The sequence below is a fragment of the Mesorhizobium sp. ORM8.1 genome (assembly GCF_053005525.2).
Genome location: NZ_CM132600.1, coordinates 2,469,194 through 2,482,077 on the forward strand (window position 1 = coordinate 2,469,194; position 12,884 = coordinate 2,482,077).

At 56.9% G+C, this 12,884-nt stretch carries 5 protein-coding genes and 6 pseudogenes; 9 read left to right on the forward strand and 2 right to left on the reverse strand.

Annotated features, from left to right (window positions below; translation table 11 throughout):
- Positions 1 to 170 precede the first annotated feature (170 nt).
- Positions 171 to 2,224: pseudogene (locus ACVDG8_RS12670) on the reverse strand (GcvT family protein); the annotation flags it as partial.
- A gap of 986 nt (positions 2,225 to 3,210) precedes the next feature.
- On the opposite strand from ACVDG8_RS12670, the pseudogene ACVDG8_RS12675 reads away from it, so the two are divergent.
- From ACVDG8_RS12675 to ACVDG8_RS12705, 7 genes and pseudogenes are all read left to right on the forward strand, one after another.
- Positions 3,211 to 3,518, forward strand: a pseudogene (locus ACVDG8_RS12675) (IS110 family transposase); the annotation flags it as partial.
- Between the two features lie 40 nt (positions 3,519 to 3,558).
- Positions 3,559 to 4,587, forward strand: coding sequence for an IS110 family RNA-guided transposase (locus ACVDG8_RS12680; RefSeq protein WP_447254993.1), 1,029 nt, complete (start codon positions 3,559 to 3,561; stop codon positions 4,585 to 4,587).
- Between the two features lie 274 nt (positions 4,588 to 4,861).
- Positions 4,862 to 5,048 (forward strand): annotated as a pseudogene (locus ACVDG8_RS12685) (IS110 family transposase); the annotation flags it as partial.
- Positions 5,049 to 5,780: 732 nt separating this feature from the next.
- Positions 5,781 to 7,258 (forward strand): annotated as a pseudogene (locus tag ACVDG8_RS12690) (NAD-dependent succinate-semialdehyde dehydrogenase).
- A gap of 12 nt (positions 7,259 to 7,270) precedes the next feature.
- Positions 7,271 to 8,673 (forward strand): annotated as a pseudogene (locus ACVDG8_RS12695) (aminotransferase).
- A gap of 327 nt (positions 8,674 to 9,000) precedes the next feature.
- Positions 9,001 to 9,498, forward strand: a complete 498-nt coding sequence (locus ACVDG8_RS12700; protein WP_447254996.1) for an AraC family transcriptional regulator — start codon at positions 9,001 to 9,003, stop codon at positions 9,496 to 9,498.
- A 181-nt stretch (positions 9,499 to 9,679) separates the two neighbouring features.
- On the forward strand, positions 9,680 to 10,021 hold the full coding sequence (locus tag ACVDG8_RS12705) for a helix-turn-helix domain-containing protein (RefSeq protein WP_447254997.1): 342 nt from the start codon (positions 9,680 to 9,682) through the stop codon (positions 10,019 to 10,021).
- 335 nt (positions 10,022 to 10,356) lie between these two features.
- Here ACVDG8_RS12705 and ACVDG8_RS12710 read toward each other — a convergent pair whose 3' ends face one another.
- The gene (locus ACVDG8_RS12710) at positions 10,357 to 11,301 is read right to left on the reverse strand and encodes a LysR family transcriptional regulator (protein ID WP_447257320.1); all 945 of its coding nucleotides are present in this window, start codon (positions 11,299 to 11,301) and stop codon (positions 10,357 to 10,359) included.
- Between the two features lie 39 nt (positions 11,302 to 11,340).
- On the opposite strand from ACVDG8_RS12710, the pseudogene ACVDG8_RS12715 reads away from it, so the two are divergent.
- Positions 11,341 to 12,250, forward strand: a pseudogene (locus tag ACVDG8_RS12715) (amidase family protein).
- On the forward strand, positions 12,238 to 12,843 hold the full coding sequence (locus ACVDG8_RS12720) for an amidase family protein (RefSeq protein ID WP_455707724.1): 606 nt from the start codon (positions 12,238 to 12,240) through the stop codon (positions 12,841 to 12,843). Before ACVDG8_RS12715 ends, ACVDG8_RS12720 begins: the two are co-directional and overlap by 13 nt.
- Positions 12,844 to 12,884: the final 41 nt, after the last annotated feature.

A 12,884-nucleotide genomic window follows, 5' to 3' on the forward strand; every position in this document is an offset into this window, starting at 1 on the left:
GGGTCACGAAGCTTGAACGATACAAGGCGTTTTTTTAGAGGCCCACCATTCTTCTGGAAAATCAACGCGTCTTTTCCTATGAACCCGCCTTCCTTATCCCAGTCAACTGTAAATCCGAGGCCTGCCTCAAGCAAAGTATCGACGGGCGTAAGATCGAGCTGATATTCGCGGTACGCGCGTTCGGATCGTAGGTGCTCAAGCGCATGGTATCCTGCGGCCTTGAGGCAGAAGGCCTGACCAGCCTCCCAAACAGTATCGAAAACATGCTGCGCCATCTCGGTTGGAATGTGAAGCTCCCAGCCAAGCTCTCCGACATACGTCAGCCTGTTGGCGATTACACGACAATAGCCGATATCTATTTCTTGGCTCGTGGCAAATGGAAATTCTGCATTTTCTAGATTTGTGTCAGTGACTTGAGACAGTATCTTCCTGGATTTCGGTCCTTGCAACGACAAGACCGCATAAGCCGACGTGACATCAGTGAGGGTGACATGCCAGTCCTCGGTAATATGTTTTGTAATCCACGCCTTATCTCTCGGGTGGACAGTCGCTGAGGAGATAATCAGAAACTCTGTGTGCGACAGACGATTCACGGTAACGTCTGTCTCGATCCCACCTTTTGATTGAGCATATGTGTGTACACGAGCTTTCCAACAGGTACATTAACATTTCCTGCGCAAAGCCGCTGAAGGAAGCGACACGCGTCACGACCTTGAACCAGATGCTTGCCGAATGAACTTTGATCTAGCAGAATGGCGTCGTTACGGGCGGCCTTACACTCCTGACTCGTATATTTGAACCAGTTCGGCTCGTGATAGGAGTAGACGTTTTTGGTCGGCTCTCCTTCCCCGGCGAACCACATGGGACGCTCCCAGCCCATGCCTTCACCAAAACTTGCTCCAAGCCTGGCCCATCGATCGTGAAGAGCGCTCTTCCTAACACCGCGAGACGTCTCCGGCTGGTGGGCCGGCCAGTGCATTTTGTAGTGGAGACCCAATACTTCAGCGGTACGATCGTGCAAATATTTTTTATTGATCTGGAAGGGATGAAACCGCGCGACATCGACGAAGCTGATATCCATCTGGGGCTCGCCGGCAATGATCCACTCCGCCAGAGCTCGCCCTGCTCCCGCCCCGTATTCGATACCTTCCGAATTGTAGCCCGCTGAAACGTAGAGATTTTTCGATCCTGGAACCTCACCGATCATAAAGAGAAGATCTGGCGTGAAACTCTCGGGACCGTTGAAAAACTTGGCAATCCCGGCATTCGCGAGCGCGGGAACAAGCTCTATCGCCTTGGTCATCGGCAGCTCAAAGTGATCCCAATCTTCGGGAAGCTCAATGAAGGCTGACCTTTTCGGAAGCTTTTCCATCGGAAGCGGCTTGCCCCAGGGTTCGAACGCGCCGACAAGGAGCTTTCTTGTGTCCTCTTTCAAATAGACGTGGCCGTCTGTGTCGCGCAGCACGGGCAAGGTCGGCGTGACAAAATCCATCATTTCAGTGACTGCGTAGAAATGCTCTGCCGCATACAACGGGATCCGCGCACCCAATTTGGAAGCTAGATCTCGGGTCCAAAGTCCACACGTAAGCACAAGAATTTCGGCTTCAATAACCCCTTCTTTGGTTCGGACTTGATAATCGCCTTCTGATGTGCGCCAGAGGTCCAAGACCTCGGAATTCTCAAAAATCGTTACACCGTTTTGCTTGGCACCAGTTGCCAGCGCCATGCACGTGTCGACAGGACTTGTTTGACCATCTCCAGGAATAAAAACTGCTCCCTCGATGATGGACGAATTGAGGGCCGGATACAGTCTCTTTGCCTCGTTCGGCGAGATCACATGCGCGTCAAGCCCGAAACTCTTAGCGATGGACGCGTTTCGCGCGGTTTCAAAAAGGCGTTCTTTTGTTCTAGCAACTCCAAGGGTGCCATTTCGTTTGAATCCAGTCGCTTGACCAGTCGTGGACTCCAGAGTTGAGTAGAGTTCCGCATTGTACTTCGCGATTTCGGTGAGCGCGTGAGTACCGCGCGTCTGCATAATCAACCCGGCAGCATGCCAAGTGGTGCCAGAGGTCAGGGTGTTTCGCTCCAGAAGTGCAACGTCCTTCTTGCCGGCTTTAGCGAGGTGATAGGCGACACTGGTCCCAGCGATTCCTCCCCCAATGACGAGGATCTCGTGACTGCGAATGGATTGTTCATGAGGGCGTAGGGGTGAGTTAGTGATCATAACTGTCCTGTCCAGTTTAGGCGGCGCCGCACCAAGGTATTTCGATCGTTTGTGCCTCGGGATTTATGCACCGCACGGCCAGAGACGATCATTCAGGAACTGACTCTAAGGGACGTATCCCGCAGGGATCGGGCTACTTGGGCCGAAGAACGATGTTATTCTGCATATTTGCCGTGCTGGTCGCCGAACCCACGCGCTAACTCGCAGCGCCGCGATAAGCGAATTGCACCGTGACCCAGTGAGCTGCTACGCCCAAAGGGGGCTTCAGGCAGCGACCTCTCTTCACCGCAGTTCGAGCCGCTTTTGCGGGTTCGCGCCTAAGAGGGTGTGGGCATACTCTTGTGGCATGACGCATACTGAGGCCAGCGCTTCACCGGCCAGCACATGGCCCACCAGGTTCTTTTTCGCCGGCGACGGTGAGCCAGGTGCTTGCGCGCGGGCTTTCCGATTGACGGTACTTGGAGCCGGCCAAGCAGGAGGTGCGCTACCAACGCGAGGAGCCATGGAATGATCAACATTGACACCAAACAGCTCGGCCCACTTCAGGCGAGTCCTCACCGACGATCCGCAACGGACAGGTCGCGCGGCGCCCCCTGCGGAATTCGTCCACGTCGCGATCGACCACGCCTCGTGTATCGCCTTCTCTCCGGATGCAGCCGATGAAAGAAAGCCGAGCGGCATCGCTTCCTCGAGGCGGCGCTCGCTGTTATGCCTCTTATGCCGCTTTCATCGCGGTCAGCCGCTCATGAACACAAACGGCTCCTGATACAGACCCCAGGGCCTTTGCCAGCGAGGCGCAAGGAGAGCGTCAAGCCCATCGGACCAAAACGCTTTACCCCAAAAACAGCGGCGAAGCCGAGCGCCTCGTCCAGACCTCGCTCCGCGAGCGCGCCTTGCCATGACCTGATGAGGTGGACGGCCTCCGCTCCCGGCATCGCAATGTGCCAAAGTGTGGCTGTCGAAAGTCACATGAGGGAGAGCCGTCCATGGAGAAGGTTAGCACAATCGGTCTGGGTGTCGCCAAGCACGTGTTTCAGGTGCACGGCGTTGACGCGCAGGGCGCAGTGGTTGTCCGCCGGAAATTGCGTCGCGAGGATGTAGTCGCATTCTTTACGTCCTTGCCGGCGTGCTTGATCGGCATCGAAGCCTGCGCAACGAGCCATCACTGGGCTCGTGTCCTCACGGCTCTGGGGCATGAGGTTCGCCTGATGCCTGCGTCATACTCAAGCCATACGTGAAGCGGCAGAAGATGGGATGGTTGCCGCCCTCCCCAGACGGCATCGCAATGTGCCAAGGTCGTGGTGTTCAACGCCACGAGAAGGAGAGGACGGCAAATGAACGATACTATGATCGGGGTGGACCTGGCAAAAAACGTTTTCCAGCTTCACGGCGCGACAATGACGGGGCATCTGAGATTCCGTAAGAAGCTGACGCGGTCACGGTTCCTGCAGTTTATGGCAAGCGAGCCGCCTGCCGTGGTTGTGATGGAAGCATGCGGCAGCGCGAGCTACTGGGCCCGAGAAATGGTCAAGCTTGGCCACGAGGTGAAGCTGATCGCACCTCAATATGTGCGGCCCTTTGTCAAACGGCAGAAAAACGATGCTGCCGATGCTGAAGCAATCGTCGTTGCAGCACAGCGTCCGGAGATGCGTTTTGTACAGCCGAAGTCGGAAGATCAACAGGCATGCGCTGTTTTGTTCCGAGGTCGGGAGCGCCTCCTCCATCAGCGCACCGAGCTTGTGAATGCTCTGCGTTCGGTGCTGTACGAATATGGTCACATCATTCCGAAAGGGATCGCCCACATTAAGCGGATCGAGGGCATCCTGGAGGCACCCAACAGTGACCTGCCCGAATTGGTACGCGAGGAATGCCGCGACCTGATTGAGCAGATTGCCGAGAAGACAGCTCGGATCGACATCAAAACGGCAAAGGCCAAAGCCCTTTCCCTGGCGACCGATACAGCGCGGCGGCTGCAGACAATGCCTGGTGTCGGGCCCCAGACCGCGTTGGCCATCAGCGGCTTTGCTCCGCCGATGGAGAGCTTCAAACGCGGGCGAGACTTTGCGGCCTGGCTTGGGCTCGTCCCACGTCAATACACCTCCGGCGGCAAGGAGCGACTTGGACGCGTGTCGAAGGCTGGCCAGACTGATATCCGGTCTTTGTTGATCATCGGTGCCATGTCACGCCTGACAGTGCTGGCCCGCAAATCGATCGTCGAGGGATCATGGCTGGCACGGATGCTGCGTCGCAAGCCGCTCATGCTGGTCGCAATCGCGCTTGCGAACAAGATGGCGCGGGCGATCTGGGCGATGATGACAAAGAAAGAGGATTATCGAAATCCGGCGCGAGTTGTGGCTGCATGACGGATGCATCACCACACAAACTGGCGCCGGTGAAGGAGGTGTAGGAAGTCGATGACCTGAATGGGCACAATGATCGAAAAGATCTGGATCAGGAAAACCAGACATCGTTCGCGAGCTTGAAAGCTCTTGCAGAAGATTTGGACCCGATCCGCAGATCACCATACCGGCCCGCGGCTTCTTGAAAGGTCGCAACGAAAGGCCTGAGAGAAGAACGCACTCGATCACCGGGCACATCAGGTTGGAAGGCTTCTTGCATCGAGGGCGGCAACCAGAGAAGAATGATGCTTCGGATGCCGAGGCAATCTGCGAGGCGGTCACGCGACCGACGATGCGCTTTGTTCCGACAAAGAGCGAGGAGCAGCAGAGCGTGTTGATGCTGCATCGCGTCCGCGAGCTTTTGATCCGGCAGCGGACAATGCTGGTGAACGCCTTGCGCGGCCACTTGGCGGAGTTGGGCATCATCACTCGTCAGGGTGCTACAGGGCTGAGCAAGCTCGTCGCGTTGGTTGAGGACGAGGGGCACGACCTCATTCCCCCGCTTGCCCGATCGGCCCTCTTTCTTTTGGTACAGCAATTGCGTGAGGTGCACGAAGCACGGCATGGGCTCCCACAACAAGAAGGCGACGGATGTAGGGATCGGCCTGCACCCGACCAACCTGTCATCAATGTCAGAAAGCCCTTGCCACGCGGAGGCCGTCCATACATGCCACTGAACTGTCATCCAGTGGCGATTAGAGCCTCGGCAGTTTCTGTTACACCTCTTGGCGCGGGTTGGGCAACCGGCGGAGGCGCAGAGTCTTAGGCATGTTGTTCTCGGTGCCATCGTTTGTTTCGGTCGTCAGGCTAAGTTTGGCGGATCTGGGCCACGGGGCACCGGGCACCGGGAGCACGCAAGTCCGAGCAGGCTGTCGTCTCGCCCGGATGCGCTGCGAGCGCGGATCCGTATTGGTTGTCTTGTTGCCCGCTGGCTCCCTGTTCGTGACCAGACGATGGAGGGAACCATGGACATACACCGCGTAGCCGCTGAGGTCGTGTCGTTGCTTGATGGCGAGAAACGCTGAGATGGAGAAATCCTCACCAGAAGGCCGCCTTTCGCAGGAAGGCGACTTGCTGCGCCTGGATTGCGCTGCCTAGCGACTCTTATAAGAGGCTAGTTTTGCCGAAAATCGAATATTCTACTTGAGGTTTAGCGCATGAAAGGTTCAGCCGCCGTCGCAATAAGGGGTCTCAAACGGAAGGATCTTATAACAAATCGCGCATATGTGAACGGCGGTTGGCTCTCTAGAGCTGAAACATTACCGGTTGTGGACCCGGCTACTGGCGAGGAATTGGCTCAGGTTATAGCCTGTGGCATGACCGACGTGGACGATGCGATTGCGTGCGCGAGAACCGCATTCCTTACGTGGCGTGATGTTCTTCCTTTAGATCGCGGTATGTTCCTCCGGAAATGGGCCGCAGGTATGCGCGAGAACGCTGAGGACCTAGCCACAATCATGACCGCTGAGCAAGGCAAACCTCTGGCCGAGGCGCGTGGTGAGATTTCATACGCCGCCAGCTTTCTTGACTGGTTTGCAGCCGAAGGAGAGCGGGCCCACGGCGAGACCATCCCTAGTCATCTGTCCGGATTTCAGCTTGCGGTGCGGATGCAGCCGGTTGGGGTAACCGTCGCAATCACGCCCTGGAATTTTCCATCAGCCATGATCACCAGAAAGGCTGGAGCCGCGCTGGCCGCGGGCTGCACTATGATCGTCAAGCCGGCACCAGAAACCCCTTTGTCGGCTCTTGCGCTTGCCTGTCTCGCCGAAGATGCCGGTATCCCTCCTGGCGTGTTCCAGGTGATCACAGGCGAAGCACCGCCGCTTGCAAAGCGGCTGCTGGAGCACGCCGATGTGCGGGCATTTTCTTTCACCGGTTCCACCGAGATTGGTCGGCTCCTCCTCGCGCAGTCCGCAAGTACGATCAAGAAGGCGTCGATGGAACTGGGAGGCAATGCGCCATTCCTGCTTTTCGAAGACGCTCCATTGGATGCTGCAATTGCAGGGTGTGTCAGTGCGAAATTCGCTACATCGGGCCAAGACTGCTTGGCGGCAAATCGAATTTACGTCCAGCGCGGCATCTATGACCGATTCGTCGAGGAATTCGCAAAGGCAACAGGAAAACTCAAGGTCGGCCACGGCCTTGAAGAGGGAACGGATATTGGGCCGATGACACTGCCATCTGTTGCCGAAAAGTGTCGCCAGCAGATTTCACAGGCGGTTTCTGCAGGAGCTCGCGTTGTATTTGGCGGCCAACACAGCCCCCTTGGCGCCAACTTCGTGACACCGACGGTCCTCGCAGATGTCACCGATGACATGCTGATCGCCAGGAGGAAACCTTCGGCCCCATCGCCGCGATCCTGCCCTTCGATGCCGAGAAGGAAGTGCTCTTGCGAGCCAACAATTCCGAGATGGGCCTCGCAGCCTACGTCTATACTCGTGATCTCAACCGCGCCATGCGGCTCACTGACCGGTTGGAATACGGCATGGTCGCCGTCAATACGCCTAAATTCACGGGCGCGCCAATTCCCTTCGGCGGATGGAAACAGTCCGGGCTGGGGCGCGAGGGCTCAAAGCATGGGCTCGCCGAATATCTCGAACCCAAATACGTTTGTATCGGAAACATTGCAGCCTGAAAGGAAGCATCTGTGACGATCAACATCAAGGATATCAGCGAAAAGGACCGTAACTCGGTCCTGCATCCCTTCACGCAACTCAAGGACTTCGCCACCGGTAAGCTCGGCGAGCCGACGATCGTCGAGACCGGGAAAGGAATCCGAATTCAAGACGCGCATGGCAACAAATATATCGATGGTTTTGCCGGCCTGTACTGCGTGAATGTCGGCTACGGCCGCACCGAAATAGCTGAAGCGATCTCCCGTCAGGCCTTTCGCCTTGCTTACTACCATTCGTATGCGGCACACACAACCGATGAGCTCGCTATCCTCTCTGATCGCCTTGTGAACATGGCACCGGGCAAAATGAGCAAGGTCTTCTATGGCATGTCCGGCTCGGATGCCAACGAGACCCAGGCCAAGCTTGTCTGGTACTACAACAACCTGCGTGGCAAGCCGAACAAGAAAAAGATCATCTCGCGCGAGCGCGGATATCACGGTTGCTCCGTTGTGTCTGGTTCGATGACCGGCATGAGCTTTTACCACGATCACATGGACCTGCCGCTGCCGCAGATTGTTCACACCGGTGTTCCGCATCATTATTGGGGCGCGACCCCGGGCGAGACCGAACGCGAATTTTCCGCTCGCCGCGCCGTCGAGCTTGACCAGTTGATCGAACGCCTGGGCCCGGACAACGTCGGCGCCTTCATTGGCGAGCCCGTGCTCGGCACCGGTGGCATCACCCCTCCCCGGAACGTTACTGGGAAGCGATCCAGGCCGTACTCCGAAAGCATGATGTGCTGCTCATTGCCGATGAAGTCATCACCGGTTTTGGCCGGACGGGCTCCATGTTCGGCTCGCAGCACTATGGGATCGAGCCAGACCTCATCACGATCGCAAAGGGTCTAACGTCGGCCTATTTCCCGCTCTCCGCGGCAATTGTCGGTAAGAAGGTCTATGACGTTTTGGAGGCTGGCGCAGAAAGAGTTGGCGCTTTCTCGCACGGCTACACTTATTCAGGCCATCCGATAGGAGCCGCCGCGGCCAATGCGGTGCTCGACATCGTCGAAAAAGAAGACCTCCCAGGTAACGCCCGTGACGTTGGCGCGTTTTTCCAAGCGCAGCTGAAGGAGAAATTCTCGCAGTTGCCAATCGTCGGCGAGGTGCGCGGTGTTGGGTTGATGGGCGCAATCGAGTTCGTTGCCGACCGGGACAATCGGAAGGGCTTCGATCCGATGCTCAAAGTCGGCGTGCGAATCTCGAAGGCTGCCCGTGATCGTGGCCTTATCGCTCGCGCCATGCCACACGGTGACATTCTAGGCTTTGCCCCTCCCCTGGTGACAACCAAGGCCGAAGTCGAAGAAATTGTCGCAATTGCTGAAAGTGCTGTGCGCTTTGTCATGGATGAGCTCACGCGAGAGGGGCTTAACATATAAGTGGAAGCCGCAACGGGCCTTTTTGACCCGCTCTATGAGCGGGTCAAGCAGCGTCCGTATAACGATCCGGCCGACGTTATGGGGCCGACAAAAAAACGCGATAGCAATCGGTGCGAGCGCACTGGGCCAACTGCCTTAGTTTGTGTTTGGGATTCCGAACGATCGAGCTCCGGCCGGCAGCGAGCAGGCTCGGGCAGGATGCTGCCGACTACACTCGTTACGCAGAGAGCAGTTCGCACATAACCCATGTCTGGACTACGAAGCCGACGCTCATCTCAACACGGCGAGAAGAAACGAGAGATCAGGCTGGGAAAAGGGAAATCCGGGATGCTGGACTCACAATCCAAGTGCCGAAGTTTTTACTTTTACCTCCTACCGGGCTTTTCACTCCAGGCATTTTCGTCGGCAGTAGAAGTGCTGAGGCTCGCTAACGAGGTGTTGGGGCAGAGCGTATATAGCTGGCAGGTCATTTCGAACGACGGGGAACCGACTACCGCGAGTTGTGGCTCGTTGGTCTGCGCCGATTTGTCGTTGTCCTTCGAACGTGAAAGGACTCGGGGATCGATCTCGGCAGCGACGGTGGTGATCGTCGGCAGCCGCAATGCTCCCAGTCCGCACAAACAGCTCGATGCCTGGCTAAGAGAGTGTCGTAATCGCCGGGGCAGCCTAGTAGGGGTCGGTAGCGGTACAATCGTGCTTGCTCGCGCCGGGCTTGCAGAAGGACGGCGTTGTGCGGTTCACTGGGAGCAATTTCCTATATTCTTTGAGCGGTTCCGAGGGGTGATAGCCACCCAAACCACCTTCGAGCGAGACCGGGACCTCTAAACCTGCGCAGGGGGACGCCCCCTTCGACCTCTTTCTGGACTTGGTTGACCGCCATCATGGGAGCATCGTCGTCAACAGGATTTGCGAAAAAGCCCTCGTGTGCAGGAAACGTTTAGCGGGTGACCGCCAACGTCTACCTCTTCATTCTCGAGTCCACATAAACCATCAGGCCGTCATCAAGGTGATCGAAGAGATGGAGTCAAACCTTACGGAGCCATTGCTACTGGACGAACTTGCGGAGTCAGCCGGTCTATCCCGCCGTCAAATCGAACGCCTGTTTAGGCGGGAACTGGGCTGCTCTCCGAGCCGCTACTATTTGAACCTTCGTTTGGAACGTGCGCACCTGCTACTCATCAGTTCGCAGCTGCCTGTTGTAGAAATTGCGATGGGTTGCGGCTTTGTCTCTGCATCGCATTTCTCAAAAGTGTACCGCGACGTCTACGGATGCGCGCCGCATCAGTCGCGGTTACCACGCCAGCAAATGAACCGCCCTGAAGCAGAGCGAGCCCTGCAAATCAATTGAAGAGCAACCAACGCAAGAATGCACCGCGGAGGCAGACGGAAACACTCGTTGCCGGCTGCACACGATGATGGTCTGGCTGGCACTTTCCGGGTAACTTCTCGCTCTAGAGTCTTTCAGGTTTTGACGGAAGCGTATCCGGCTTGCGTAGTTGTCGCATTCGCCGGGTTCGATGGTTACATTGTGGCGACAAGTTCTCGACGGTACGCTTCGCCACATTGACCCTGCGGTCTGCCAACTCGTCTCCTCTTGCCCATCATGTTCGCGAGCGGGTATTGTCGGCGGTTTTGAGCGGTGAGAGGCGACTCACTGGCTCCTGCGTGATTGTGAGAGTTCACTTAGAGCCCCTTAGGCTCTGATGTTAGACTCAGTTCGGTGCGTTGCCCGTTCAGCTCCGATCCTTTGAAGAACGACTGCGCCACATCAGTGAAGCGCCTCAGGAACGGCGGCTTCAATGGCCCATAACGATCTGCGATCACCAGTCTCGGCGCAGGTAGGTCTTCAATCAGAGGCCGACGTGTAAGTTGAGCGGTATCGGGACTGCCTCGACCGAGGGGCATCATATTGAGGATCGCAAAGCCGAAGCCGCATGCGACTGCAGCCCGCACCCCCTCATAACTCCGCGTCCTGAACGCCACCTTTGGCCGCTGCCGGGCGATATCAAACAGCGTCAACAAATAGGCAGACGTCTGCGGTAAATCCAGAAGTACTAAGGGGAGTTGAGACAGTTCAGAAAGGCTAACTGCGGGCTGCTTCGCAAGGTCACTATCAATGTGCAGCAGGGCATGCGGCGGAATGTGCGCTAACACGGCTGCATCGTCGGGAAGTCCGGTGCCAAGGTCGTAGGTGACTATGGCATCCACCGCATTTGTTTCCAGCCACTTTAGAAGTTGTGGCTGCTCGCCCTCAAACAGTTGAACCTCGACCTCGCCTCGGCCTATATACATTCTGAGAAGTTCTGGCATGAAGAGCGCCCCGAAGGGTTCGAAACAACCGATTCGAAGAACCGCGGGTGCGCCATCGCTATGCCTGTCCATCGCGCGTTCGAATTCAACCTCAGCGGTCAGCAGATGCCGTGCAGCCGCCAAAAAGCGCTCGCCTGCGGGCGTCGTTTCCGCGCCGCGGGAGGGCCGCCGGTCGAAAAGCCGCGCTCCCATCCCGATCTCAGCTACATCCAGTGCCGACATTACCGATGATTGTGAGATCCTACATTGTCGTGCCGCAGCAGCGATGGAGCCAGTTTCAGCGATACTCGCAATGTATCGGATCTGGCGGAGGGTCATATTCAATGTCACACTCCATATATCAACGCACATCAAATAATGCATTTTATAGGCTTTTCTGTTCGCGGCATACTAGGGAAGCAAGCGGAGGAACCAGATTTGAGTAGCTCACTCAGTGCCCGCGGCATCTCGCCTCTGTCGTCTGAACTCAACAGGTTCGACGTGCAATCGCTGACTGCCGCCTATAGAAAAGGGCAGCTTTCGCCGGTAGAGTTAACCCAAGCAGCCCTCAACCGAGCAGCTGAAATCCAGGAGTTCCTAAATCCCTTCAGCTTCCTTGATTCTCAAAATGCTCTAAACCAAGCCCGTGTCGCTGAACGGCGCTGGAGGAAGGGACAGCAGCTCTCGCCAATAGACGGAATTCCTACTACGCTGAAAGACATTGTCCACGTAGAAGGATGGGCAGTGCGCTATGGGAGCACTGCGACAGATGCTGCTCCTGTTCAACAGGATGCTCCTTCAGTCGCTCGATTGCGCATGGCAGGTGCGATTTTCATCGGCCAGACGACCACGCCCGAATTTGGTTGGAAAGCGGTCACCGATAGTCCGGCATTCGGCGTCACCCGCAATCCATGGGATCCGGCGCGCACCCCCGGGGGCTCGTCCGGCGGAGCAGCGGTTGCCGCAGCCTGCGGGGCAGGTGTGCTTCATCTTGGCACCGACGGGGGGCTCAATAAGGATTCCCGCCTCTTTTACTGGGATCGTCGGCCACAAACCAAGCTACGGGCGAGTTGCAGCCTATCCCCTAAGTTCGTTTGGTACCGTCGCCCATATCGGTCCGATGACCCGCACGGTAGGCGATGCTGCGGCCATGCTGGACGTCATGTCCGGAAGAGACCCTCGAGACTGGACTCAATCGCCCTTTCCTATTCCCAGTTTAACGGTCGCCCCCTCGGGTGGAAAGGTAAGCGGATTGCTTACTGGAAAGTCCCGTGTGTGGGCAAAGTAGACGCTTCGGTGATCGCGTCAATCGAAAGCGTTCTAAAGGATCTTGAACAAGCAGGTGCAACGATAGTGGAGATCCGCCTGCCGAACCAGGAAGCTCTTCTCGAAATCTTTTATGCTCACTGGTATGTCGGAGCGGCAAACAGGCTGTCCCTGATCGACCCCACCAAATGGTCCGCTCTCGATCCCGGACTTCTCAATGCGGCGCGCATTGGCCAAGGCTATACCGGTGTGGAACACGTGGCTGCCGAAATGTCCCGCGCCAGATTTGGAACGAGTATGGACGCCCTGCTCGCCGAATTTGATTTCATCATATCGCCGGCAGTGCCGATCCTCCCCTTCGAGGCAGGCCACGATGTCCCGCCGGGAAGCGCTTTGCAGAGCTGGGTTGAATGGTCCTCATTCAGTTTTCCGATCAATCTTAGCCAGCAGCCTGCCTGCACAGTCCCGTGCGGGTTAACGGAAAGAGGACTGCCAATCGGTATGCAGATTATCGGGGCGCGTGGTGCAGACAGCGACGTCCTGAGCGCCGCTCTCTCCTACGAAGAGATGTACCCACACCGCTTCCTGAATTCGCCAAGGCTGGTAGGTGCCTGAATCGACATCGCCATTCCGCCAGCAGCGGTGTAAATGCTACT

Bases quoted from the DNA above. Each gene is read 5' to 3' on its own strand.
- ACVDG8_RS12680 (WP_447254993.1), top strand. From the start codon at position 3,559: ATGAACGATACTATGATCGGGGTGGACCTGGCAAAAAACGTTTTCCAG.
- ACVDG8_RS12710 (WP_447257320.1), bottom strand. From the start codon at position 11,301: ATGACCCTCCGCCAGATCCGATACATTGCGAGTATCGCTGAAACTGGC.
- ACVDG8_RS12700 (WP_447254996.1), top strand. From the start codon at position 9,001: ATGCTGGACTCACAATCCAAGTGCCGAAGTTTTTACTTTTACCTCCTA.